We start from the raw sequence: 23,903 nt of genomic DNA, 5'->3' as shown, positions 1-23,903 counted from the left end.
TAACTCACTGGGCCTCGTCCCACAGGTACTCGAACTCGGTGAACGCGAGCTCTTCACCGTAGTTGGTGATGTTGTCCCGTACGTTCAGGATCAGGCAGCTCTCCTTGCCGCCGTTCTTCGGGCCACGCAGGCCGCGTCCGATCATCTGTTGGTAGACGTTGGGGCTGTAGGTCGGACGGGCGACGACCACCGCTCGAGTGGCCGGCGCGTCGAAGCCCTGGGTCAGCACACCGTAGTTCGTGAGCACTTGGGTCCTGCCCTTGCGGAAGTCGTTGATCCGCTGGCGGCGTTCGTTGGTGGGGGTGCTCGAGTCGATGGCCGCGGCCTTGATGTCTTTGTCACCCAGCTTGGCCGCGAGCAGCTTGGCGTGGGCCACGGAGGTGGCGAACACCAGTACCGGCCATTCGGAGGGCATGGCGGCGATCTCGTCGACGATGCGCTGACTACGGTCGTGGTCCTCGGCAAGCCGTTGCTCCACCCCCTTGGGCAAGGTGGCGAACGTCTCGGACTGGGCGCGCTCATCAGCTGTCAGGGAGATCGCGGCGCCCTGCAACTCGCGGTGCTTCACCTGGGCCAGGACACCGATGTGCTGCAAGGACTTGATGGCGACTGACAGGTCGCCGTCGAAGACCCCGGTGTCCAGGCGGTTGCCGAACCGCTGGACCAGGAGTCGGGTCAGCTCCGTGTTGTTCTTGTACGGGGTCGCGGTCAGGCCGACCAGGTGACGGCCGGTCCGGTGATGTGTGAGGCCGAGCTGTTCGAGAAGACGTGTGTAGCGGCTGGACATCGCGGTGTGTGCTTCATCGACGATGATGAGCGAGGCGGACTCCCGCAGCCAGGTGTACTTCTCGTCCGTCAGGCAGCGGTCCAGCTTGGCGTCGGTCGCGACGACCAGATGCGGTCGCCCGTCGACAGGGGTGGCCTCGTTCGACGCCCACAGGCGGCTGATGACGAGGGGGTGCTCGGGGCCCACCTTCGACCAGACGAAACTCCAACTCTGCACGGCCTGCTCGCACAGCTCTTCCGTCTGGGCGATCCACAGGACCGGGCCAGGAAGATCCTTGCGGTCGCGGATCCAGCGGATCACGCCTTCCGCAGTGACACGCGTCTTCCCGGCCCCCGTCGGCAGGCTGAGCATGCCGCGCTGGGGCGTGGGGTTCTCCAGCAGACCCAGCAATGCCTGGGCGAGATCCTCCTGATACGGGTGGAGGGCGGGGAATTCGGTCGGGCCTTCGACCTCCAGGCGTGCATCCAGGGAGGGCACCTGGGCGCCGGCGAAGGAGTCCGGGAAGCCGAGGTCGGTGACGAAGAGCAAGGCCTTCTGGCCACCGCTGAAGGACGCGGGCGCCCGGGTGGGGAAGTTCAGCGTGAGATCGTGGGAGTGGACCCGCAGGATCGCCTCGCCGTGGGCGTTGAACGCCATCTCGGCGACGCGCCGAGGGCTGGGTTCGCTGCCGTGCTCGTGGATCTCGCTCTCCATCAGCCCGGGCGGAAGCCCGCCGCGCAGCGATTCCTCGCCGATGAGTAGAGCGATCTTGTCGATGACGCTCTCGGCCTCCCGGACCGCGCGCAGCCGCTTCAGGAGAGCCTGGTCGTGCTCCTGCCTGTCCTGGAGAGCGAGTGCCTGGCTGCAACCCGCCAGGCCGAAGCCCCATTTGAACTCCTCGTCGGCGGCCCGGAGCACCTGGAGGCGGTCGAGAGAGTCCAGCACGTAGAGGGTCTGCCCCTTCCTGGCGAACGTGAGGGCTTTCCTCCTGCTTCCCATGGGTGTACGCATGACATGCGCGAGCTCGGAGCAACGCTGGATCTTGTAGTTGCTTCCCGCCTGGCCGAGACGGGCCTTGACTGTGGGGAATTCCTCGAGGAGGGAGGAGGCCCGCCCGATCTTGACCGCGTCGATCTCCCGGCTGATGACGTCGGAGACCTTGAGCATGCCCCAGTCCTCGATCATCGCCTTGGCGGAGGCGGCGTCGGCCTTGTCGGCGACCAGGATCGCGGGGAGCCTCTCGCGGACGAGTTCGTTGAACTCGGGGGCGCTCGTCGCCACGGCGATCTCGTTGTCCGGGCGTCCTTCCCAGGCGTTCCCCACGCGGCACCGGGTGAGTACATCCTCGGGGAACTCGAACTCGACGCGGTGGAGGAGGGCATAGGCATGTCCGATGAACGCGTCGTCCTCGCTCTCCAGGAGGAGGGCCAGCAGCTTGCCCCAGCGATGGGCGGGAACTTCATCGGTGGTCGTGGGCATGCCCAGCCGACGCGCCGCCTCGTCCGAGACCTCGGCGACGGGCAGCACGGAGTGGAAGGTCTTGAGCTGGGGACCGACTGCCTCGAACACGCGGGTCAGACCCATGGAAGTGCGTACGAGGCCGTGCTTGGAGATCATCCAGCGCAGCGGAGAAACCACGGACTTGTGCGTGTTGCCGTTGGTTCCGTACCGCATCTGCCAGTGCTGCGAGATGTCGGACGGCGGCAGGGCCGACACGAAGGCGGCGCGGCCCTCGTCGGACAGAGCCGGCAGCAGGTGCAGGGGGCCCAGGGTCGCGGCACCCTCCACCGCCAGGCGGGAGATGTTGGGTCGCGGTGACGTGCTCGGCAGACTGCGGAGGTACTGCTCGTGTACAGCCTGCCGATACTCCTCGAACCAGTTCTCGCCCTGTGGCCGGTGGCCGCCGGTGGGCCGGTCGAACAGACCCAGGTCGCGGAACACCGGACGGTCGCTGTCGTGGAAGCCCATGTCGACGGTGACGCTCTTGTCCCGACTTCCGTCGGCGGGTACCACCGGCCCAGGCAGGAGACAGTCGCGCATCGGTCGGTAACGGCCGTCCAGGGTACGGACGCGCAGCGTCTCCAGGGGTTTCGGCACTTTCGCGCGGATGCGTTCGGTCTGCGCGCTGCCCCCGGCGCTCCGGAGCAGGACCCAGAAATTGGACCAGGAGGCGGTGTCGTAGTTGGCGAAGCCCTGGTCGAGGACGCCCTCGAACCGTCCCTGTGCGTCGGCGACCCTGATGCCGATGTTGTGCAGGTGCCTGGACATCTCGGGACGCTCGGAGATCGACGGGTGTACGTAGACCATGTCGTCACGGAGGGCGTCGGCGGAGGTGCGGTGGAAGATCTCACCGGCGACGGGCGCGACCATCCCATGGTTCTCGGTCAGGACGATCTTCGCCCGGCGAGCCGCGGCAGTGATCGGCGAATCGTCGCGCAGCCGTCCGGCCTGGTCCTTGAGCACCATCAGGGAGAGGATCTCGATGGCGTGGGTCGATGCCTCTGCGGAGCCGTCGGAGACGAGAGCCTCGAGCCAGTCCTTGACGCTCTCGGGAGTCTTTCCCGCCTGCTCCAGGATGTGGTTCATCTTGCCGCGCCGGAGAGCGGTGTCGGACGCGTCGACGGACGGGTGGAGCCAGCCTGCGGGGCGGCCGCTGTACTCGGCCCAGATACGGACCCATTCCCTGTCGAGGTTCGGTGGTGTGATGAAGAGCTCGCGAGGTCGCTGGAGCACACCGTTCTGGTCGGGCAGGGAGGGGCTTTCGGCGGCGATTTCCCACAGGCGGCGCAGGAAGTACTCGTCGGCCCAGTTGAGCTTCTCCTTGACACGTCCCGGCAGCAGCGGGAGGTAGGCGGCGGGATCTTCGGCGGGCACGAGCGCGGGCAGGGTGTCGATCACCAACTGCGCTGCGACCCCCAGGAGTTCACGGTTGAAGGGGCTTCCGTCGAGAAGATGCTGACGGTCCTCGTTCGTCTTCCACGGGGCGTTGAGGATGCCGGTCAACGACACCTCGTACTTGGTGGGGAAGAACGCCCAGAAGGAGCCTTTGCCGCCGGGCACGGTGTACAGGTCGTTGCGCACTGTGTACTCGGGCATCGCCCAGGAGACCTCCAGCACGGGTCGGCCGTGAAGTTCGCCCGCACTCTTCTCGGCCTCGCCAGCAGGGGAGTAGGAGGCCGAGAAAACCTTCCACTGTTCCGTTGTCTGTTTGGTGCCGCTGGCCACCTCCTTGAGCGTCCGGTAGTTGCCCTTGTGCTCGATCGAGATCTCCCGGCGGACCTGCGGCATCGAGCGAAGGTCGTGCAGGAACAGTTCGCCGACATGGGGGGAGAACAACTGGAAGTGGGCAGGGAAGGCGTCGGTCTCGCGTCCGTTGCGACTCTTATGGCCGACGATGTCGCGGGCGAGGCGTCCAGCGGCGGCCTTTACCAGGGGCAGGCGCACGACGGTGGTGGCCCATTTCAGTAGCTTGTCCAGGTTGTCGTCATCGGCGCGTTCCTGCTCGACGTCGAGGGGGCGAGCCATGCGGAGCACCGGGGTGTCCATGTAGGGATCAACCTGCCGGCCGAGAGCCTGCGCGATCTCGGCAGCCGACCACTCCTTGTCGAAGCCGAAGCCGAAGGCGCCGTTCCCGCTGAAGAACTGGGGTGAGTCGCTCACCGAGAGCACGGACTTGACGCCGACGCCGAACCGGCCGATCTGCCCGCCGCGCTTCCGGGAGACGCCCATCCGCAGGATCGTCTCCGCTCCCTCCGGCGTGACCGGACTGCCCACGTTCGCGCAGTAGAGGTGGTCATCGGTGAGGACCACATGCAGCCTGCCGCCGGGCGAGGCCGCGATCTCGTCCGCCGCGTTCTGTACGAGCTCGTACAACTGACGCTCGCCGTAGCCGCCTTGGGTGATCCGACGCTCGCCGTTGGCGTGCTCCTGTATCAGCCCCGGATCGACCTGGTAGGTCTTCAGGACGGTGGCGGACTGCCGGATCACGGTCTCGATCACGGGCGGGAGCGAGGAGTCGGCGAGCTGCCGGTCGGTCATGAGGCACCTGTCTCGAAGGAGAGAACGAACCGAGGACGCGCGGGGGGAGCGGGGTGCCGGCGTGCATGCCGGCACCCCGTGGAACAACGCTGCGCTGCTGAGCGGAGGTTGGAGGGGGCTCAGCTGTCGGTGGTCGTGACCGTGGTGACGGTCGTGACCGTGACGGTCGTCGTCACGACGGTCACCGTCCGCCCATTCGTGCGGACCCGACGGGTACTGCGGGTGACCTGGTACGTGAGAGGGTGACCGGCGCGCCGAGGGGTGGTGGGGCGCCGGGTGGCTCGAGAGGCGCGACGCACGGGAGGGTCGGAGGGGGTGGCGACCTGTTCCGTGCGCGCGGTGGTGTGCGTGAGGCGGGCGAGGCGCCGCCGCTCAGCCGCGAGGACCTGGGGGTGGATGCCGTGACAGGTCAGGAGCTCGGCCTGGAGCTCCGGGTCGTCCAGGTCGTCGTACTCCCGAATGAACCAGGACATCCAGGCATCGTCGTCATCGATCATGTTGGGTTCTCCTCCCTATGGGGGCGCCAACCAGTGCTCTCGACTGGTTGGCGCACGTAAAGACCGCTTTGTGATCGAACATGAGGGCAGAGCTCTCTTGTGCCTTCAGTAGGCACGTCCCTCAACGGCCTTGACCAGGTTGGGAGTTGCTGGGAGTTGCCAGGGTGAACATACCACTCGCTGATCGGCCCGCCGATCAGAAGAAGGAAGAATAAAAACAACCTCTGCTGGCGCTCGGGCGGGCTGTGTATGTCAAGCAACATTTGACGAAGCGCTAACGTCAAGTGCGGTGCTACCGTGTGTCCCCGCTCGACATGAAGAGGGAGTGGGGTCAATGGAGGACAGTGAGGACTTCGGTGTGTGGCTCGGGCGGCAGCTCCGTCGCAAGGGTCTGTCGCAGCAGGGACTCGGCCAGCAGCTGGGTCTGACGCGTGCGGCCGTGTCGGCGTGGGTGACAGGCAGAGCCCGGCCGAGGCCCGAGGTGATGACCAGGATCGCCGAGATCCTGGAAACGGATGTCGCCACTCTGATCACCAGGGACGCCGACGCCGGATCGGACCGGCCGATCACTTGGTACCACCGACTCGCCCACCACGACGGCGGTCGAGAGTACGGCAATGCCGCTGCCTTCGCCTTCGACGCCAACCTGTCCGTGCTGGCTCGGGAAGTCACGCAGAACGCGCTGGACGAGCGGCTCGACCCGCGTCGCCCGGTGCGCGTGCGCTTCACCCTGCACGAGCTGACCGGTGAGCACCTCCACTCCTTCCTCTCCGCGCTGAAGTGGGGCGAGCTGGAACCCCACTACGCGGCGGCGGCGCGGTCCGGGCAGAAGGCGGGCCGGGTCCTGGCCGAGGGCCTTCGGGCGCTGCGTGAGGACGCGTCTCTACTGCTTCTCCGGATCGACGACTACAACGCGTCGGGCCTGACCGGGCCCGAGTACGGGGACGGCCGCTACGCGGCGGTGGTCCGCCGCCAGCTGGACAGTCACAAGAGCAACGATCGGGCGGGCGGCTCGTACGGGTTGGGTAAAGCCACGCTGTGGGCAGCCAGTCGGCTCGGCCTGGTCCTGATCAACAGCACCTTGTCCCAAGCGCATGAAGGGCGCACGGCACGTCGGGTGGTCGGGCGGCTCGACCTTCCCTGGCGTGAGGTCGAGGGTGTCGCCTATGCCGGGCCCGCGTGGCTCGGCGAGCCGGACACCGAGAAGGCGCACGAGGGGGTCTCCCGCTCATGGTGGGCAGACGAACGCGTGGTCGCGGACCTGCGACTCGACCGGGACAGTGACGATCCGGGGACTTCCTTCCTCGTTGTCGGTGCCCACGACGCGGCCGGTGGCAGTGACACGTTGGAGGACTTGCACACGGCCCTCGGGCGGGCACTCTCCGACAGCTTCTGGGCTGCCATGACCTCCGGTCGCTCGGCGCCGCCCCTGCTCGAAGCGTCGGTACGTGCCTTTCGCAACGGCGATGCGGTGGTCGCGGAGCGCCGGGTCGATCCGCTCGACCGGCATCCCGCGCTCGTGCACGCGCTGCGCGCGTACATCGACGGCGAGACGGTTGATGAACTCACGGCCGCCGGGCAGGTCGCTGCCACGGAGGTCGCACTCGCCGTCCCACCGTTGCGAACGGCGGGACGAAGGGGCGTGGGGGGCAGCCACCGTGCCGTACTTCTGGTTACTCAAGCTGCCGACCGGGACGAAGAGCACAGCCGCATCGTGTGTATGCGAGGTAACCGGATGACCGTCACGGCGCGCCCTCCTCGCAACCTGGGGGTCGGTGTGGATCCGTTCCAAGCCGTTCTGCTCGCCGGGTTCGCCACGGGGGACGACAGTTCGGCGACGCGTGCCGCTGAAGAATTCCTGCGGGCCGCCGAGCCGCCGGAGCACGACAGGTGGGGAGTGACCGAGGAACTCACGGCGGCCTATGCCAACGCCCCACGCCGTCTGTCCGAGTTCAACACGGCCATGGACACGGCCCTGAGGGCCGTGATCGGTCGGCGGATCGTCGGCCAGGGTTCGGTCGGTCACGAGGTCCTCCGGAAATTGCTACGTCTCGACCTGCCGGTGACGACAAGCGGTCGACGGCGGCACCCGCTCGTGGACCGGGTGGTCGGAAAGGTGGACGCGGCCGGGGCCTGGACCTTGGATGTGACGCTGGACGTTCCACAACGAGATGTCGGCTGGCAACTGCTGCCGGTGGTCAAGTTCGACGTGCGATCGGGCGGACGACCCTCGCTCGAGTGGGCGGAGTTGTCCCCGAAGGAGAATTGTCGGGTCGTCGACGGCAGGCTGATCATCGATCCGGATGTGCGGTCCGCACGCTTCGGCGGGGTCACCGCTGTGGGCAGCCATCCGGTGGCCGCGGCCATGGCCGGCGTGATCGTGGACATCCAGCAGGTGGGGGAGGCCTCGGCGTGAGCGCTGTGTACGCGTACCCGACCCTGGTGGGGAAGATCGAGGCCACTGTCCGAGGTGCGAGCATAGACGGGAAGCCTCTGCAGCTATCGCTGATCTCGCAACGTGATCAGGTCGTCGCCCTCCATCAGGTAGAGCGGGACGACTGGACCGAAGGTGTACTTGAGCTCGAAGTTTCGCTGCCTGTGGACGAGTTGGCCGATGGTCCGTGGTCCGGGGTCAGTTGCGTCGCGGTTTTGACCGAGGGGGCAACGAACACCCGTGTGGTGACTCGTCTGGAACGGCGCCGGGACGACACGCGATGGCGGGGCGAGGTCCGGGTACGTCGTTCCACCCACGCCACGCGCGCACTGCTCGACGTGAGCGTCGTCGGTAGCCATGGTGGCGTCGATGGGCGCATCCTCGGCAAGACTGACGCCCCGTGGGTCGTGGACTTGCTGGCCCGTACACCGGCCAGGCAACGAGACCTGGAGATCGCGGAGGAGGATTTCCGGGACGGTCCGCAGCAGTGGTTGCGCCCGTTCGTGGACGCGCCCTGGCTGGTCGACACGTCGGGGGACCTGCCGACCATCCTGCTCAATACCTCCTTCGAGGGGCTCTCCGCGCTGCTGTCCGGTGCGCGCAGCCCGTTGGAGAAGGCGACCGCAGGACTCGTCGCTGCCCAGGTCGCGGGAGAGGCGTGGGCGACCATGTTCCAGTCCGCTCTGAGCAATCTCGAATTCGACGAGGACGGTACCCCTCATCTCCCTTCCGGTTGGCGGGGCGCGGTGCTGCGCTCCATGTTGCCGGAGGTGTTTCCTCGACTGCCGCTCCCCGACGCGTTGAGAGAGGCTCACGACCGTCGGGCAGACGGTCGAGGATGGGCGGAGGTCCAGTCGCGGATCGAGTTCGCGGCCGGAAAACGCAGTCAGCTGCCGAGGAACCTCCTGGCGACCATCCGTGCCGTTTCCCGTTCCCAGGAAGGTGCGCGCTGATGAACCGCACACACACGGAGATCCCCGCCCGTCTCGCTCACCTTTCCGGGGATCGTGCCACAGGCTTCCTCACCCACGGGGTGCGCGCCGGCCAGGAAGTGTTGCCCCATGTGGCGGTTCTCCGTGCGAGCAAGCCGATCCAGGACGATTCCGTCCGGTGGAGTGTCGACCCGGTGCGTGAGATCGTCGAGGAGGCGATGCACAGGTTCGACGCGGCCAGGACCGACGCCGACGCCTGGCTGGCGCCCCGGCTGCACGCGACCCTGCGTCTGACACGCGCGGAGGCGGCGGATGCCGGGCTCTGGAACTTTCTCGCCCTGGCCGTGGCACCCGACTTCGTTCTGTGGCGACACCTACCGCTCGTCACGGCGGACGAGGGTGCTCCCAGGAAGATCAATAGCGCCAGGTTCGTTGGTCCGCACTACAGCCAGGCCTTCGCTCGACTCTGGTGGTCGGCCGAGATGTTCCGTGACGGTCCCGATTACGCGCCCGCGGAGATCGCTTGCGCCAACCAGGACATGATCAATACGGCTCTCCGGCTCGCAGCCATCGATCACAAGCCCACCGCTCTGGCCCTGGTATTGGTTCTCAAGGGACTCGCCGACGACGGAGCGACGCGCCTCGGAGATCGGGTCAATGCCCTGTGCACGGCGGTCAACGTGGCCGGGAGCACACTCATGTACGAGGTGATCGCACCTGACGATCCACCTCGTCACGACGCGCTCACGGAGTGGATCGCGGATGCGGGGTCGGTCGTGCCGTGGGAGAGGTTCCCCGAAGGGCCGGACGACGGCACCGCCCGGCGCTCCTCCCTCGATCTCCTGTCGCGCATGTTCGCGCAGTTCGCCGCAGAGGCGCCGTTGCGTGACAGGACTCGCTCGGGGGCTGCGCAGGACTGAAGGCCGAGTGAATCCGGTCGGGGCCCGTCACAGCAGGCCCGACCGGCTCACGCGTCCGCGGGATGAACCTCATCCGCTGGACTATCGCGGCCCTTCGGCTCCCATGACACCAGCTTTTCGATCAACTCCGCTTCCGGCGGGTCAAGTCGGAGCGCACTGCTGAGGATGTGCAGCGAGAGAAGCGGTGGAATGGCGTTCCCGATTTGTTGGGCCACATCGGTGGATCGCCAGGGGTACTGCCTCGGGAACGACTGGAGCAGACCAGCTTCCTCGAATGTGAGCCGCTCCAGCTCCTCACCGACGTCCTTACTGCCGGACTCGGTCTCCTTGAGGAGGAAGACCTTGTTACGCCGGAACTTCCCGGTGATTGTTGCTGCGGGTTGGTCGGAAGTGCGGCGGCCCCGGTTCTTGGGGTCGCCGCCGGATCCGTAATTGGAAACCACTTCGAAGTCGCGGGGGCGATCAGTAAGTACGTCCTGCATGGCGACCCAGGGCTTGAGCGGCGCCTTACCATTTCTGGGCGCGGGGAACAGCAAACCCGCTTGTTCGTGTGCCGGAGCGGGTTGCCCAGGGAGGCGAGTGGTTCCCTTGCGATAGCGCTGGTGCGTTGCGCCGGGAAACTGGACGGGCCTCTCCACGTTCTCCGGGTCCCACTGGGCGATCAACACGGCGCGCCGGCGCGTCTGCGGAACTCCGAAGTCCTCGGCATGCAGCACATGGGCGTCGGCCGCATAGCCGGTTCGCCTGAGGAGCTCGGCGTAGTGCTTCCATACCGGCAGTACGGTGGGCACCTGCTCCAGAACCACCACGTCGTAGGGCCTGCGGCGCCTGAGCTTCGCCTCCATGATCCAACGTAGCGGCTGGAGAACGAACCCCGTGCGCGCGTCGGACATCGAGTCGGTCTCGGCCTTGACCGCTTTCCAAGCGGCATTGAAGGATGCAAAGTCCTCATGGCCGACCAAGCAGCCGGCCAGGCGTTTCACGTCCTCCAGTGCTTTGTGACCCTCCCGCTTGCCGGCCACGGAGAACGACTGGCACGGCGGCCCGCCAGTGAGGACGTTGGCGTCCGTCACCTGGGGGTCGCACGCGCTCACTGTGGCGACGTCCTTTGCCACCGTGGTCCGAAGTCCGGCCGCGTCGCGCGTCGCGCGGGTCGGGTCGTCCCACTCGACCCCAATGCTCTCCACTCCCATGACCGTGGCCGCGATATCGAGGCCACCAGGGCCCGCGAACAAGTCCACGATGCGGAAACTTGCAGGTAGGAGAGGTGGGTGAGGCCTGTGGGTCATGGGTTTGAAGTGTAGCCGGCTTTCCTCTATGTCCGGACCGCTTCCGGTGCGGTCAGACGCGCAACGCCTCCGCGACAGCAGCGCCCAGAGCCTTTCCCACCGGCGGCGGCGACGCATGCCCGATCTGGCGGTACCGAGCCGTCTTCCTGCCCGCGAACAGCCAATCGGCCGGAAAGCTCTGCAGCAGCGCGGCCTGCGCGTCCGTGATCTTGATCAGACCCGGGCAACCGTCGGCCTCGGGGCCCGGAGCTTCGTCAGCCAGAGCTCCTCCGTTGACCCCCATGCGTGCCCAGGCGTTCTTCGTGCCCGTCGGACCGAGGTCGGCGCCCCCTCGATTGTCGGAGCCGCCGACCAATGTCGGCGCCACGGCGGTCGCCTGCGCCGCCCAGGCCCCAGCGCCGCTCCACCCGCGGGCCGCCATGGAGTGCCGCAGGGCCCGGCCCACGGAGAGGTGCTCGTCGACCGTTCGCAGTGGCGGTCGGAAGAAATCGGAGTAGCGCTCCTTGAGGGCGACGGCGACGCCCTGTTTCCGATCCTGCGGCACACCGAAATCCGCCGCGTTCAGTACGAACCAGTGCAGCCGATATCCGAGGTGTTCCAGTTCCTTGCGGACGAACTCGCGCAAGGGCTCGAACGCCGCGGCGTCGACCAGGCCCGGTACGTTCTCGAGGATCATGGCGCGTGGCTGGATCGAGTGTGCGAGCAGGACCGCCGCTCTCAGCAGCTGTTCCTCCTCGTCGGTCTCGACCCTTGCCGCCGTCGCGCTCGACTTCACGCGGGGCAGCCCGGCCGACAGAAGATCGACGTCGTACGTGTGAGGGTGCTCATCCGGAACGAAGTCCAGAAGGTCCATCTGCATGACGTTCCACTGCGGTCGGTTCATGTGCAACGTCTCGCAGGCCACGGGTTTGTTGTCCAACAGCAGCACCGGATCGAACCCTGCCTGCTCAAGTCCCAGGGCCAATCCGCCGGCCCCCGAGCACACGTCCACGAACCGCAATCCGCTCACAAGCCTCCACCTTCCGGCCCCGTCCGCTTCGCGGGCCTCTCGCGATCGACGGCTTCCGCCACCTGGTCGGCGACCTGCACCGGGGGCTGATGCTCCCAGAAACGCAAGACCGTCCATCCTTCGGTGACCAGATGCGCCGTGGTCTCCGCATCCCGAGCCATGTTGCGATCGAGCTTCTGCCGCCACCACTCGGCGTTCGATTTCGGTTGCGTAGCGTGTTCGGGGCATCCGTGCCAGAAGCATCCGTCCAGGAACACGGCGACCTTGGCCCGCGTGAAGGCGATGTCGATTGTCCGCCGGGACATATGAGGTACTCGCTCGTTGAGGCGGTATCGGTACCCGGACGCGTGCAACAGCTTCCGGACGGCAACCTCGGGCGCCGTGTCGCGTCTCGCTTGGCGACTCATCCGGGCGGATACCCCGGGGGACGAAGGCTTGGTAGTGCTCATCACAGACCAGTTTCCTACGCTCCGGCCGGTTCCGGATCAATGATCGCGAAATCGCCCCCATCGAAATCGATGGCGCAGACGCTCCAGCAGGGCGCTCGGCCGGGCACGAGCCGGCCATCTGTCCGGCCGTTCGACGAGGTACGCAGGTCAGACGCCGACACCCTCCCCGCCGCCCAGCTCCCGCACGTACCCCACCCCCCGCTCCCCGCCCAGCAGCACCTCCTCGCCCGTCGCGACGAACCCCGTCCGGGTCAGGACTGATCGTGACGCGGTGTTGGTGAGGGTGGCCGACGCACGCAGCGTCGTCAGGGCGTACGTCGTCGTACAGAGGGTGAAGATCTGGCGGACCGCCACCGTGGCCAGGCCGCGGCCCGTCGCCTTCTCGGCCAGGCGGAAGCCGAGTTCGGCCGTGCCGTTCGCCGCGTCGACCAGGTTGAAGCGGCCCAGCACCTCGCCGTCCCCGGCCACCAGGAGGTGGAAGTGGCAGGCGCCTGAAGCCTGTTCGGTGAGCAGGGCCTCGTGGCGGGCGGCGAAGCGGTTGAAGTAGTCGTCGCCGCGGTCGGGTACCGAGGCCGCGAAGAAGGCGCGGTTCTCCTGCTCGAAGCAGAGGATGGCCGGGGCGTGGTCGGCGCGCAGCCGCTGGAGTTCGGGCACGGCGGGCATGGAGGGTACGGCGGACGTGGTGGGCATGGTGGGACCGTATCCAACCGGCTCCCGCCCCGGCATCCGGTAATCGGGGCCGCCGGATCTCCCCGGCGCCCTCCTACAGCGCGCCCCCGTGGCAGTCCCGGTACGAACGCCCCGTGCCGCACCAGCACGCCGCGCTCCTCGCCGGCGGCCACGGGACCGCGCGACCCCGGGCCGCGAGGGTGGTGGCGTACTGGGGAAGCAGGTTCGGGTCGGCCGGGGAGGCGGCCTCGGAGGCGGCGAACGCCTCGTACGACGGGACCGTGCCCGTCACGATGCCGAGGTTCGGGGTGCCCGCCGCATGGAGGTCGCGCAGGGCCGTCTCCAGGCGGGCCAGGTGGTCCGGGTGGGAGTCGTACTCGCTGCCGAGGCCCGGGTACGCGGTGAGGAGCTCGTTCAGCTCGGCCTCCGGCCAGTGCAGCACCGCCACCGGGAAGGGGCGGGACAGGGCCGTGCGGTAGGTGCCGAGTTCGGCGCGGAGGCGGGTGATCTCGGCGCGCAGCTCGCCCGGGTCCGAGGAGCCCAGCGCCCACAGCCGCTTCGGGTCGTGGAGCTCGTCCAGCGGGACGGCCGCCGTGTGCAGGGCGTCGGCCAGCTCGTCCCAGGCGTCGTGCCGGACGCCCATCAGACGGCGCACCCGGTGGCGGCCGGTCAGCAACGACTGTGTGGCGTAAGGGACTTCCTCGCCGGGTGCGATGAGCAGGGTGAGGGCCGTGGAGAAGTAGTCGTGGGCCGACTCCAGCTCGTCGTGGGCCTCCAGGGTCTCCGCCGCGATCTCCCAGGGCCTCGCCTCCAGCGGGCCCGCCGCGCGGATGCCGTCGATGATCGCGCGGGCCTCGGCCTCATGGCCGTACTCCCACAGGTTGGCGGCGTTGAGGGCCTTGACCAGGTGCGGGTGTTCGGTGCCGGGAGCACTGAGCAGTTCGTCGTAGAGCGTGGTGGCACGGACGCGGTCGCCGGCGAGTTCCAGGTGGGCAGCGGCCTGGAGGAGCAGCGGCTCGTGGTCCTCGGGGTACCGCGCCGCGGTGCGCAGCAGGCGCTCGGCTTCGGTGGTGTGGGCGGCAGGCGTGTCGGGGCGCATGAACCACACCGTACTGCTGTACGTCCACGTGACGGAGGCTTGTTCCGGCTCTGGAGAGTTACGGGGCTTGGCCCTATCGTGCGGGCCGTGCGTGAGCGGATACCGGTGGTGGTGCAGCACAACCCGCGCGGCAGGCGGCTGGCCGCTCGCGGGCTGTGGACGAGCGCCGAGCTGGTGGTGACGCTCGGGGTCGTTCTGCTGCTGCTCGTCGTCCATCAGCTGTGGTGGACCAACCGGCAGGCCCGGGCCGGCGCCGCGCACACCGTGCGGGCCCTCCAGCGGGACTGGGGGGAGCGGGCACCCGAGCCGTCGGGGGCGGTCGCGGAGCCGGACCGGCCGGCGGACGACAGCCCCGCCGTGGGAACGGGGGACGGGAAGGGCAAGGGCCACAAGGGCCGGGGCGCGGCATCGGCCGCCGCCGCGCCCCGCCGGTCCCAGACGTACGCCGTCATCCGGATTCCGCGCATCGGGCTCACCGCACCCGTCGCCCAGGGCATCAGCAGGAGCGGCGTACTCGACAAGGGGTACGTCGGCCACTACCCCGGCACCGCGCAGCCCGGCGGCTCCGGGAACTTCGCGCTCGCCGCCCACCGCAACACGCACGGCGAACCGTTCCGCTACATCAACCGGCTGCGCCGCGGCGACCGGATCACCGTCGAGACCCGGGACGCCGTCTACACGTACACCGTCGACAAGACCCTCGCCCGGACCGGTGCGGGGGACAGTGGGGTCGTGGCCGCCGTGCCGCGCAGCAACGTCAAGCCGTACGTCGGGTACCGGGCGGCCGGGACCTATGTGACGTTGACGACGTGCACGCCCGAGTTCACCTCCCGGTACCGGCTGGTGGTGTGGGGAAAGCTGACGGACGTGCGGGGGAGGTGAGAGGGACACGGGAGTGCCGCCGGGGCGATGGTGTCCGGCGGGGGCGGTTTCACTAGGGTCGCTGACGTGCTCAGACGACGTCCGCAGTTGTTGTGGTTGCTGGTTCCCTACGTGCTGTACCTGGGGGCGCTGCCGCTGGTGAACCGGGTGCGTCCTGTGGTTCTCGGGCTGCCGTTCCTCTTCTTCTGGCTGCTCGGGGCGACGGTGCTGACCCCCGTCGCCGTCTGGCTGACCCGGCGGGGGGACCGCCGGTGAACGCCGCCGTCGCGACCTCCGTCTTCGCGGTCTTCATGGTCGCCACCGTGGCCCTCGGACTGTTCGCCGTACGCGGGCGGCGCGGGAGCCGGGGCGGCTGGCTCGCCGAGTGGTCGGTGGGCGGGCGCAGCCTGGGGACCGTCTTCATCTGGGTGCTGATGGCCGGCGAGGGCTACACGAGCTTCAGCTATCTCGGCGCCGCGGGCTGGGGCTACAACTACGGGGCACCGGTGCTCTACGTGGTGGCGTACATGTCCTGCGGTTACGCCGTCGGCTATGTCGTCGGGCCCATGCTCTGGGCGTACGCGCGCAGGCACGGCCTCGTCGGGATCACCGACATGGTCGCGCACCGCTTCGCGCGGCCCTGGCTCGGGGCGCTCGTCGCCGTCCTCGCGACGGTCTTCCTGCTCCCGTACATCCAGCTCCAGATCACCGGCATGGGCGTCGTCGTCTCGACCATCTCCTACGGCGCCATCAGCCTGAACTGGGCCTACTTCATCGCCTTCGCCGTCACCACCGGCTTCGTCGTCGTGAGCGGGCTGCGCGGCAGCGCGTGGGTGTCCGTGCTCAAGGACGTGATGGTGATCGCCACCCTGGGCTTCCTCGCCATCTACGTACCGATGCACTACTTCGGCGGCTACGGGCCCTTCCTCGACCGGCTCGTCACGGAGAAGAGCGAGTGGCTGACCTTCCCCGGGCACGGGGACAGCGGGCTCGGACAGGCCTGGTTCATCACCACCTCGTTCCTGAACTCCCTCACCGTCGTCATCTTCCCCACGACCGTCGCCGGCTATCTCGGCGCATCGAGCGCCGACGTGCTGCGGCGCAACGCGATGTGGCTCCCCGCCTACAACGTGCTGCTGTTCGTGCCGATGCTGCTCGGCATGGCGGCCCTGTTCGTCGTGCCCGGGCTCGTCGGGGCCGAGTCGAACCTGGCGCTCTTCAAACTGGTCGTGGACTCGCTGCCGGCCTGGTCGGTCGGGGTCATCGGCGTCGCCGCCGCCCTCTCGTCGATCGTGCCGATGGCCGTCTTCATGCTGGTCATCGGCACGATGTGGGGACGCAGCGTGCTCGCGCTCGTGCCGCGCTGGGAGCAACGGCAGAAGGGCGCGGCCCAGGTGGTCGTCGTGATCGCGGGGAGCGTGGCCCTGCTGCTCACGTACACCGCGCCGAACACCCTCGTACGGCTCTCGCTGATCTCGTACGAGGGGATGGCGCAGCTGCTCCCCATGGTGCTGCTCGGACTGATGTGGCGGCGGTTGACGCTGCGCGGGGTGATGAGCGGGCTGGTCGTCGGGGTGGGGGTGGTGTGCGGGTTCGTCTTCACGGAGAACGATCCGGTGTGGGGCGTGAACGCGGGCATCGTCGCGCTCGGCGCGAACCTGGCCGTCGCGCTGGCGGTGACGTACGCGGGGCCGCCCGAACGCGACGAGCGGCCGGACGAGGACGTGCTCGCCCGGGACGAGATCGACGACGAGGAAGCGTGTGCGGCGGTGGCGGGGTGAGGCCGGTCCGACGAGGACGAATCGCGTACGTGGTCCGTCGATGCCGGTCGCGTAGGTGGTCCATCGGCTTCGGTCGTGCCGGGGGCCGGCCGAGACCGATCGTGTATAACGGTTAAAGGTTGAAGTGCCGCTTCGCGGCGCGGCCGCAGGAGTGTGAGCGGCCGCAGGAGTGTGAGAGGGGGAGGATCCATGGGCGCAGGTGCCATGAACCGCTTGCGCGGCTGCCTCACCCGGCTGCTCCGTCCCGCCGGGCTGCTGCTCTTCTTCCTCACCGAGGTCCTGCTCGCCGAGGGCGGCAGCCTCTCCGCCGCGGTCGCGCTCGCCGCCACCGCGGCAGCCGGTACCGCACTCGTCGCCTGCTCGGTCATCAGCGCCCGCTGCGCCGCCCCGGTGCCCCGCACCCGGGTCCGTACCGCCATGCGCGACCGGGAGAAACGCACCGCGTTCCTGCCGCAACGCGACCCCGACGCCAAGGGGCGAAGCCGCCCCCGAGCCCCCGGCCGTGCTCTCCTGACGGCCGCGTAGGGCTCCCCTTCTTCCTCCTTCGTCCAGGTGCGCACACCGTGTGTGCGTACGCGGGCGCCCCGCGCGGATCGTCATGCCGAAGCTGATCCACTTCCCGGCACGACGAGACCCCGGAGGGCTCATCCATGTCCGCCTTCATGTCCGCTTTCGCCAGCCTGGTCGGCGCCTTGGCCGACCTGCTCCACCCGTTCTTCCAGACCGCGTCCACCGCCGCCGCGATCGTGCTGTTCACCGCGCTCGTACGGCTCGCCGTGCACCCCCTGTCGCGGGCCGCCGCACGCGGGCAGAAGGCGCAGCGCCGACTCCAGCCGCAGATCGCCGAACTGCGCAGGAAGCACGGCAAGAACCCCGAGCGGATGCAGAAGGCGCTCATGGAGCTGCACAAGGAGGAGAAGGTCTCGCCGCTCTCCGGCTGCCTGCCCAGCCTGCTCCAGATGCCCGCCTTCTTCCTGCTCTACCACGTCTTCTCCAGCCAGAAGATCGGCAACGACCCCAACGAACTCCTCGGCCACCAGCTCTTCGGCGCCCCGCTCGGGGAGCGCTGGCACGACGCGATCGCGCACGGCGGGATGTTCGGGGCGCAGGGCATCGTGTACCTGGGACTGTTCGTGATCGTCGCCGCGGTCGCCACGTTCAACTACGGGCGGACGAAGCGGCAGATGGCCGCCCACCCCGTCACCCCGGCCACCGGCCCCGACGGACAGCCGGTCCCGGGCATGGGGGCCATGACGAAGGTGATGCCGCTGATGTCCTTCTTCACCCTCTTCACCGTCGCCTTCGTGCCGCTGGCCGCCGCGCTGTACGTCGTCACCAGCACCACCTGGACCGCGGTCGAGCGGGCCTACCTGTACCGCGACCTGCCGGCCGCGGGCGCTGCCGTGGCCACCGCGGCGTGACCGCGGACACGGGTGCGCCGGTCCAGTGCGTGAACAGGGCCTTGCAGAGTGATCGGATGTCTTGGAGGATCGGACAAGCCTGCGATGGCCGCAACCCATCCGACGGGCCCGATCTCGACCAAGGGGAGACAGACCGTTGAAGCTGCTTCGTGTGGGTACGGCAGGCGCGGAACGACCGGCGCTGCTGGACGAGGACGGAACCCTGCGCGACCTGTCGGGAGTCGTCACCGACATCGACAGCGCGCTGCTCGCCGACGAGGACGCGCTGGCCCGGGTCCGGGCCGCCGCGGCCGCACCCGGCGAACTGCCGGTGCTCGACGCCGAGGGACTGCGGGTGGGTCCGCCGCTCGCCCGGATCGGCAAGATCGTGTGCATCGGGCTGAACTACCACGACCACGCCGCGGAGACCGGCGCCCGGATCCCGGGTGAGCCGATCCTGTTCTTCAAGGCGCCGGACACCGTCGTCGGGCCCCAGGACACGGTGCTCGTGCCGCGCGGCAGCGAGAAGACCGACTGGGAGGTCGAACTCGCGGTCGTCATCGGGCGCACCGCCCGGTACCTGGACTCCGCAGAGGAGGGGCTCGCGCACGTCGCCGGATACGCGGTCGCGCACGACGTCTCCGAGCGGGAGTTCCAGATCGAGCGCGGCGGCACCTGGGACAAGGGCAAGAACTGCGAGACGTTCAACCCGCTGGGGCCGTGGCTGGTGACGGCCGACGAGGTGGCCGACCCGCAGGCACTGCCGATGAAGCTCTGGGTCAACGGCGAGCTGAAGCAGGACGGCACGACGGCCGACCAGATCTTCCCGGTCGGTGAGGTGGTGCGCTACCTGAGCCACTTCATGACGCTGTACCCGGGCGACGTGATCAACACCGGGACGCCGGCGGGCGTCGCGCTGGGACAGCCCGAGCCCAAGCCGTACCTCCGGGCCGGGGACGTCGTGGAGCTGGAGATCGCCGGGCTGGGGCGGCAGCGGCAGGAGCTGAAGGGGGCGTAGCGGCGCGGGCCGGGCGGTCGGACCGGGTGCGCCCCGGGGCCGCTTTGCCCTCAAGCGCCGGACGGGCTTAAGGCAAAAGATCGGAGGGGTGGGTGCTGTTCGTGGCAGTCGGCCCACCCCTCCGGGACGTCAGGCGCTGATCGTCGTCGCGAACTGTTCCAGCGCCTCGACCACCAGCGCGTGGTCCTCCGCCTGGGGCAGGCCCGAGACCGTCACCGAGCCGATGACGCCCGCACCCTCGACCGAGATCGGGAACGAGCCGCCGTGCGCGGCATACGTGCCCGGGCTCAGCCGCGAGGCGTCGTCGAACGTCGTCCCCTTGGCCCGGAACCGGGTTCCGACGAGGTACGAGCTCTCGCCGTACCGTTCGACGACTCTGCGCTTGCGGTCGATCCAGGCGTCGTTGTCCGCGCTCGAACCCGGCAGCGCGGCATGGAACAACTGCTGCGCCCCGCGCCGGATGTCGATCGCGACCGGTGCGTGTCGCTCCCGGGCCAGGGAGACGAGCAGGCCGCCGAGCGCGTACGCGTCGTCGTAACTGAAATGCGGCAGCGTCAGCCTGCGCTCCTGCGCGATCAGCTCGGAGATGGTCGGAGCGGTGGGGTTCATTCGGGCTGCTCCTCGGTGGGGTGTCCGGGGGTCGTGGGCAGGGTTACGGTGACGCCCTCGCGGGCCGAGCGGCGGGCGGCCTCCAGGACGTCCAGGGTCGCGGCGGCCTGGAGAGCGGTCACCGGATTCTCACCCTTTCCGCGCAGCGCGTCGGTGACCGCCGCGTAGTACGCGGGGTAGTCGCCCGGCAGCGTACGGACCGGGGTGCCGCCGCCCGTCAGCGGGGACTCGCCCGCGCCGAGCCGGCCCCACAGCTCCTCGGCCTCCTCGCCCCACGGCTCGTCCGCCGACGGGCGTACGCCCTCGCGCAGGGCGGCCTCCTGGGGATCGAGGCCGTACTTCACATAGCCGGCGGTCGAGCCGAGCACCCGGAAACGCGGGCCGAGCTGGGCCGTCGTCGCGCTCATGTACAGGTGCGAGCGGACCCCGCCTCCGTGCGTGATCGCCAGGAACGTGTCGTCGTCGACCGCCACACCCGGCCGGCGCACGTCCGACTCCGCGTACACCCGCACCGCCGGACCGAACAGGACCAGCGCCTGGTCGACGACGTGGCTGCCCAGGTCGAACAGCAGCCCGCCGATCTCCTGCGGATCGCCCGACTCGCGCCAGCCGCCCTTCGGCAGCGGGCGCCACCGCTCGAAGCGGGACTCGAAGCGCTGCACCTCGCCCAGCCCGCCGTCCGCGACCAGCGAGCGCAGAGTGAGGAAGTCGTTGTCCCAGCGGCGGTTCTGGAAGACCGAGAGCAGCACCCCGTGCTCCTCGGCCAGCGCCGCCAGCTCCCGCGCCTCGGCCGCCGTACCGGCGATCGGCTTGTCCACGACCACCGACAGACCGGCCTTGATCGCGGCGGCGGCGATCGGGACATGGGTCCTGTTCGGCGAAGCGATCACGATCAGGTTGAGTTCGTCCGCGCGCTGCCACAGCTCCTCCGGCGAGGCGGCGAACCGTACGCCGGGGAATTCGGCACGGGCCTGCTCCCGCCGTTCCTCGTTCGACGTGACGACCGTGTCCAGGACGAGGCCGTCGGTCGCGGCGATCAGCGGGGCGTGGAAGACGGAACCCGCCAGGCCGTAGCCGACGAGTCCGACGCGCAGCGGGGTCCCGGACGTTCCGGAGGGCTCGTGAGTCGCGTGGGCAGTCATGCGTTCCACTTTGGCAACGCTGTTGCCAAAGTGCAAGCGGCAGCGACAATGGTTCTGTGAACAGAAGTAACAGCGGAGCCAACCTGCCGACGCTGCGCAGCCACAACGCGGCGCTCGTGCTGGATCTGCTGCGGGTCGCGGGCCAGCGCGGGATCAGCCGGCTCGAACTCGCCGAGCGGACGGGGCTCACCCCGCAGGCCGTCAGCAAGATCACCGCCCGGCTGCGGGCCGAGGGCCTGGCGGCCGAGGCCGGTCACCGCGCCTCCACGGGCGGCAAGCCCCGGACCGTGCTCCGGCTGGTGCCGGACGCCGGGCACGCGGTGGGGCTGCACCTGGACCGCGACGGGCTGACCGTGGTGCTCGTCGACCTCGCGGGCGCCGTGGTCGCGAGCCGCACGGCTCCGCTGGACTTCGGCGCCCCGGCCGACGAGGTGGTCACGGCGGCGGCCGGGGCGGTCGCCGCCGTGCGCGGCGACGGCTCGCGGCCGGTGCTCGGCGTGGGGGCCGCGGTGCCGGGGCCGCTCGACCACCGGGGCGGGGTGCTGCACCGCGTCACCGGGTTCCCGCAGTGGGACGGGTACCGGCTCGGGGACGCCCTCGCCGCGCGGACCGGGCTGCCCGTCGTCATCGACAAGGACACCAACGCCGCGGCCCTCGGGTTCGCCCTCCAGGCGGCGGTTCCGGGCGACTTCGCGTATCTCCACCTCGGGACCGGGCTCGGCGCGGGGCTGGTGCTCGGTGGGGTGCTGCACCGCGGTGCCCGTACCGGAGCCGGTGAGTTCGGCCATCAGACCGTCCAGTTGGACGGGGTGCGGTGCGGCTGCGGCGGACGTGGCTGCATCGAGGCGCTCTGCCTGGCGGCCGTCGCCCGCGGCGATGTCGCCGAGGCCGCGCGGGTGCTCGGTACCGGCGCCGCCAATCTGGTCGGGCTGCTGGGCATCGACCGGGTGGTGCTGGGCGGACGTACCGTCGCCGCCGACCCCGACGCGTACGTCCGAGGGGTACGCGCCGTGCTCGACGAGCGGGCCAGGCGCGAGGGCATCGGCGGGGTGCCGGTACCGGACGTCGCCGCCGGGGGAGGCGACCGGCCGGTCGCCGAAGGGGCTGCGCAACTGGTCCTCGCCCCGCTGTTCGGCCGCGTCGGCGGCCTTGACGGTGTGGCCCCCGGACGGGACGGCGAGAGCGCCCCGGACCCGGACCCGGGCCGGGAGCCCGGCCCGGCCGTCCCGCCCCCGTCCCGGCTCGACTGATCGAGGGGATACCGGCGGCCGGCCGGGCGGCCCTGCGGCATGTCTGCGCGGGGGCGCCCCGGGTGCGTGGCAGCGTCGCGGTTTCATACCGGTGAACTCCGGGTCCGGGGCGAGCCGACCGATTCCGCGAGCAGCGAAGGCCGCCCCGATGCCCCCCGCACAGCCCTCCGTGCCCCCCACACCGCCCCCCGTGCCTCCCGCACCCCCGGAAGCCCCCGCGCCGTCGGCCCCGGTCACCGGCCGGCCCCGGCACGGACTCGTGCTCGGGCTGGCCGCGGCGAGTGTCGTTCCCGCCGTCGTGCTCGGCGGCCCGGCGAGCGCGTCCGCCGGGCCACAGCGCAATCCGGCGGCCGCACCGGCCGCCGAACCGACCGGCGCATCGGCCTCGGCACCGGCCGCCCCGCCCACCTCGGCGTCGGCGGCGTCCGCGCGGCTCGCCGTCACCGCCGACCAGCAGCCCGCCTGCGGTGACCCGGAGGCGGCCGAATTCCCGATCGGCACCCGGATCCACGGCGGCCCCGACACCTACGCCTCCGGCGGCGGCTACGGCACCTGGTTCCTCGACCTCACCAACACCACGTCACAGACCTGCCGGTCCATCCACCCGGTCCTGGTCCTCACGGACGACGACCGCAAGCTGACCTCGGACCAGATCCAGCTGAAGTTCTCCGAGCGCGCGCATCCGGACGTGGAGCACCGCGTCACCTGGGAGAGGACCGACCGGGACGAACACATCGGTGTCTTCGGCGGAGTCGGTGACGACTCCTTCGCGGGCTTCACCGTGCCCGCCGGTCAGACGGTCACCGTCCAGGTCCGGCTCGGGTTCACCTCCGACACCAGCCCCGGCCGGATCACCGCCAACGCCGCGATCGTCCAGCGGAAGCTCCCGGCGAACGGCACGAGCGACGGCGGCGCATCACCGGAGGGCGGCGACGGTGAGTGGGTCGGCGAGTCCGACAGCTATCCGTTCACCGTGGTCGAGGACGGCACAGGAGAGGACAGGGACAGCGACGGGACCGGCAACGAGACCGACGGAACCCGCAACAGGACCGACGAGACCGGCAACGAGACCGACGGGACCCGCAACAGGCCCGACGGCACGGGCGAGGTCGGCGCGGGCCGCGAGACCGACGGCACCGGCAAAAGGACTGACGGCACCGGCACTGGCGAGGACGGCACCGGCAAAAGGACTGATGGCACCGGCACCGGAAGCGACGGCACCGGCAAGGGGACCGACGGCACCGGCACCGGCACCGGAAACGACGGCACCGGCAACGGCAACGACACCGAGGGCACCGGCAGCAGGACCGACGGCACCGGCGAGGTCGGCGCGGGCCGCGAGACCGACGGCACCGGCAGGGAGAGCGACGGCACGGGGAAGGAGCCCGGCCGCCCCCTCGACGGCCTCCTCCCCGGCGGGGCCCGGCTCAGTCCCCGTCCCAGCGGCGCAGCCACCGGCACCCCGCGCCCCGTCGCACCGGGCCGCGACCCCGCCGGGGTCCCGGAGCTGGCCAGGACCGGCATCTCCGTACCGGTGCCGCAGCCCGTTCTCACCGTCTCCGGCTTCCTGATCGGTGGCGGGGCCCTGGTGCTCCGGTCCCGCCGGATGCGTCGCGCCCGCCGCTGAGTTGGAGCCGTTCCGGGGCGTCCGGCCGAACCCGTGGCACCGCCGGACGCCCGGCTCCGCCGATGCCTGGAAACCGGCCACCGGCAGGTGGTCCCCGGTGCCCAAGATCGGGC

At 69.8% G+C, this 23,903-nt stretch carries 20 protein-coding genes; 11 read left to right on the top strand and 9 right to left on the bottom strand.

The window, feature by feature from the left end; genetic code table 11:
• Window positions 1-4: 4 nt before the first annotated feature.
• Together FHX80_RS08840 and FHX80_RS08835 are read right to left on the bottom strand one after the other, a co-directional pair.
• On the bottom strand, window positions 5-4,804 hold the full coding sequence (locus FHX80_RS08840; RefSeq protein WP_145763697.1) for a DEAD/DEAH box helicase: 4,800 nt from the start codon (window positions 4,802-4,804) through the stop codon (window positions 5-7).
• A gap of 119 nt (window positions 4,805-4,923) precedes the next feature.
• Window positions 4,924-5,301, bottom strand: a complete 378-nt coding sequence (locus FHX80_RS08835) for a hypothetical protein (protein ID WP_145763696.1) — start codon at window positions 5,299-5,301, stop codon at window positions 4,924-4,926.
• Window positions 5,302-5,635: 334 nt separating this feature from the next.
• Here FHX80_RS08835 and FHX80_RS08830 point away from each other — a divergent pair, with 334 nt between their 5' ends.
• The 3 genes from FHX80_RS08830 (at window position 5,636) to FHX80_RS08820 (ending at window position 9,587) form a co-directional block, all read left to right on the top strand.
• Window positions 5,636-7,717, top strand: a complete 2,082-nt coding sequence (locus tag FHX80_RS08830) for a helix-turn-helix domain-containing protein (protein WP_208764607.1) — start codon at window positions 5,636-5,638, stop codon at window positions 7,715-7,717.
• Complete coding sequence (locus tag FHX80_RS08825; protein WP_145763694.1) at window positions 7,714-8,688, top strand: hypothetical protein; 975 nt, start codon at window positions 7,714-7,716, stop codon at window positions 8,686-8,688. The genes FHX80_RS08830 and FHX80_RS08825 overlap by 4 nt, the downstream gene beginning before the upstream one ends.
• 80 nt (window positions 8,689-8,768) lie before the next feature.
• Window positions 8,769-9,587 carry a DUF6339 family protein gene (locus FHX80_RS08820; protein ID WP_244318175.1) on the top strand — a complete coding sequence of 273 codons (819 nt, stop codon included), beginning with the start codon at window positions 8,769-8,771 and terminating at the stop codon, window positions 9,585-9,587.
• A 47-nt stretch (window positions 9,588-9,634) separates the two neighbouring features.
• Here FHX80_RS08820 and FHX80_RS08815 read toward each other — a convergent pair whose 3' ends face one another.
• The 5 genes from FHX80_RS08815 to FHX80_RS08795 all read right to left on the bottom strand — a co-directional run bounded on the left by FHX80_RS08815 (window position 9,635) and on the right by FHX80_RS08795 (window position 14,102).
• A complete protein-coding gene (locus FHX80_RS08815; protein ID WP_244318174.1) occupies window positions 9,635-10,828 on the bottom strand; it encodes a DNA cytosine methyltransferase in 1,194 nt (397 codons plus the stop codon).
• Window positions 10,829-10,928: 100 nt separating this feature from the next.
• A complete protein-coding gene (locus tag FHX80_RS08810) occupies window positions 10,929-11,885 on the bottom strand; it encodes a DNA cytosine methyltransferase (protein ID WP_167523334.1) in 957 nt (318 codons plus the stop codon).
• Entirely contained in the window at window positions 11,882-12,334 is a 453-nt protein-coding gene (locus tag FHX80_RS08805) for a very short patch repair endonuclease (protein ID WP_208764606.1), read from the bottom strand. The genes FHX80_RS08810 and FHX80_RS08805 overlap by 4 nt, the downstream gene beginning before the upstream one ends.
• A gap of 147 nt (window positions 12,335-12,481) precedes the next feature.
• A complete protein-coding gene (locus FHX80_RS08800) occupies window positions 12,482-12,988 on the bottom strand; it encodes a GNAT family N-acetyltransferase (RefSeq protein WP_145767158.1) in 507 nt (168 codons plus the stop codon).
• A gap of 109 nt (window positions 12,989-13,097) precedes the next feature.
• Complete coding sequence (locus FHX80_RS08795; protein ID WP_145763689.1) at window positions 13,098-14,102, bottom strand: SEC-C domain-containing protein; 1,005 nt, start codon at window positions 14,100-14,102, stop codon at window positions 13,098-13,100.
• Window positions 14,103-14,180: 78 nt separating this feature from the next.
• Between FHX80_RS08795 and FHX80_RS08790 the strand changes: the two genes are divergently transcribed.
• The 6 genes from FHX80_RS08790 (at window position 14,181) to FHX80_RS08765 (ending at window position 19,162) form a co-directional block, all read left to right on the top strand.
• Entirely contained in the window at window positions 14,181-14,984 is an 804-nt protein-coding gene (locus FHX80_RS08790) for a class E sortase (RefSeq protein WP_145763688.1), read from the top strand.
• Between the two features lie 96 nt (window positions 14,985-15,080).
• Window positions 15,081-15,239, top strand: a complete 159-nt coding sequence (locus FHX80_RS08785) for a DUF3311 domain-containing protein (protein WP_167523716.1) — start codon at window positions 15,081-15,083, stop codon at window positions 15,237-15,239.
• A complete protein-coding gene (locus tag FHX80_RS08780; protein WP_145763687.1) occupies window positions 15,236-16,744 on the top strand; it encodes a sodium:solute symporter family protein in 1,509 nt (502 codons plus the stop codon). Before FHX80_RS08785 ends, FHX80_RS08780 begins: the two co-directional genes overlap by 4 nt.
• A 189-nt stretch (window positions 16,745-16,933) precedes the next feature.
• Window positions 16,934-17,269, top strand: a complete 336-nt coding sequence (locus FHX80_RS08775) for a DUF6412 domain-containing protein (protein WP_145763686.1) — start codon at window positions 16,934-16,936, stop codon at window positions 17,267-17,269.
• Window positions 17,270-17,394: 125 nt separating this feature from the next.
• Window positions 17,395-18,165: a YidC/Oxa1 family membrane protein insertase gene (locus FHX80_RS08770; RefSeq protein ID WP_145763685.1), complete on the top strand. Its 771-nt coding sequence runs from the start codon at window positions 17,395-17,397 to the stop codon at window positions 18,163-18,165.
• Window positions 18,166-18,301: 136 nt separating this feature from the next.
• A complete protein-coding gene (locus FHX80_RS08765; protein WP_145763684.1) occupies window positions 18,302-19,162 on the top strand; it encodes a fumarylacetoacetate hydrolase family protein in 861 nt (286 codons plus the stop codon).
• A gap of 129 nt (window positions 19,163-19,291) precedes the next feature.
• On the opposite strand, the gene FHX80_RS08760 is transcribed toward FHX80_RS08765, so the two are convergent.
• A complete protein-coding gene (locus FHX80_RS08760; protein ID WP_145763683.1) occupies window positions 19,292-19,771 on the bottom strand; it encodes a heme-degrading domain-containing protein in 480 nt (159 codons plus the stop codon).
• Entirely contained in the window at window positions 19,768-20,913 is a 1,146-nt protein-coding gene (locus FHX80_RS08755; RefSeq protein ID WP_145763682.1) for a Gfo/Idh/MocA family protein, read from the bottom strand. Before FHX80_RS08755 ends, FHX80_RS08760 begins: the two co-directional genes overlap by 4 nt.
• Window positions 20,914-20,969: 56 nt before the next feature.
• Here FHX80_RS08755 and FHX80_RS08750 point away from each other — a divergent pair, with 56 nt between their 5' ends.
• Both FHX80_RS08750 and FHX80_RS36720 read left to right on the top strand, forming a co-directional pair.
• Window positions 20,970-22,163: an ROK family transcriptional regulator gene (locus FHX80_RS08750; RefSeq protein WP_145763681.1), complete on the top strand. Its 1,194-nt coding sequence runs from the start codon at window positions 20,970-20,972 to the stop codon at window positions 22,161-22,163.
• A gap of 190 nt (window positions 22,164-22,353) precedes the next feature.
• Window positions 22,354-23,790: a peptidase gene (locus FHX80_RS36720; RefSeq protein ID WP_425281679.1), complete on the top strand. Its 1,437-nt coding sequence runs from the start codon at window positions 22,354-22,356 to the stop codon at window positions 23,788-23,790.
• Window positions 23,791-23,903: the final 113 nt, after the last annotated feature.

Origin of the sequence: Streptomyces brevispora (assembly GCF_007829885.1) — a bacterium.
Taxonomy (GTDB): domain Bacteria; phylum Actinomycetota; class Actinomycetes; order Streptomycetales; family Streptomycetaceae; genus Streptomyces; species Streptomyces brevispora.
Note: the sequence above shows the minus strand (reverse complement) of the source record. Positions and strands in the feature narration are given on the sequence as shown.

Bases quoted from the DNA above. Each gene is read 5' to 3' on its own strand.
- FHX80_RS08840 (WP_145763697.1), bottom strand. From the start codon at position 4,804: ATGACCGACCGGCAGCTCGCCGACTCCTCGCTCCCGCCCGTGATCGAG.
- FHX80_RS08835 (WP_145763696.1), bottom strand. From the start codon at position 5,301: ATGATCGATGACGACGATGCCTGGATGTCCTGGTTCATTCGGGAGTAC.
- FHX80_RS08830 (WP_208764607.1), top strand. From the start codon at position 5,636: ATGGAGGACAGTGAGGACTTCGGTGTGTGGCTCGGGCGGCAGCTCCGT.
- FHX80_RS08805 (WP_208764606.1), bottom strand. From the start codon at position 12,334: ATGAGCACTACCAAGCCTTCGTCCCCCGGGGTATCCGCCCGGATGAGT.
- FHX80_RS08795 (WP_145763689.1), bottom strand. From the start codon at position 14,102: ATGCGCCCCGACACGCCTGCCGCCCACACCACCGAAGCCGAGCGCCTG.
- FHX80_RS08775 (WP_145763686.1), top strand. From the start codon at position 16,934: ATGGGCGCAGGTGCCATGAACCGCTTGCGCGGCTGCCTCACCCGGCTG.
- FHX80_RS08770 (WP_145763685.1), top strand. From the start codon at position 17,395: ATGTCCGCCTTCATGTCCGCTTTCGCCAGCCTGGTCGGCGCCTTGGCC.
- FHX80_RS08760 (WP_145763683.1), bottom strand. From the start codon at position 19,771: ATGAACCCCACCGCTCCGACCATCTCCGAGCTGATCGCGCAGGAGCGC.
- FHX80_RS08755 (WP_145763682.1), bottom strand. From the start codon at position 20,913: ATGACTGCCCACGCGACTCACGAGCCCTCCGGAACGTCCGGGACCCCG.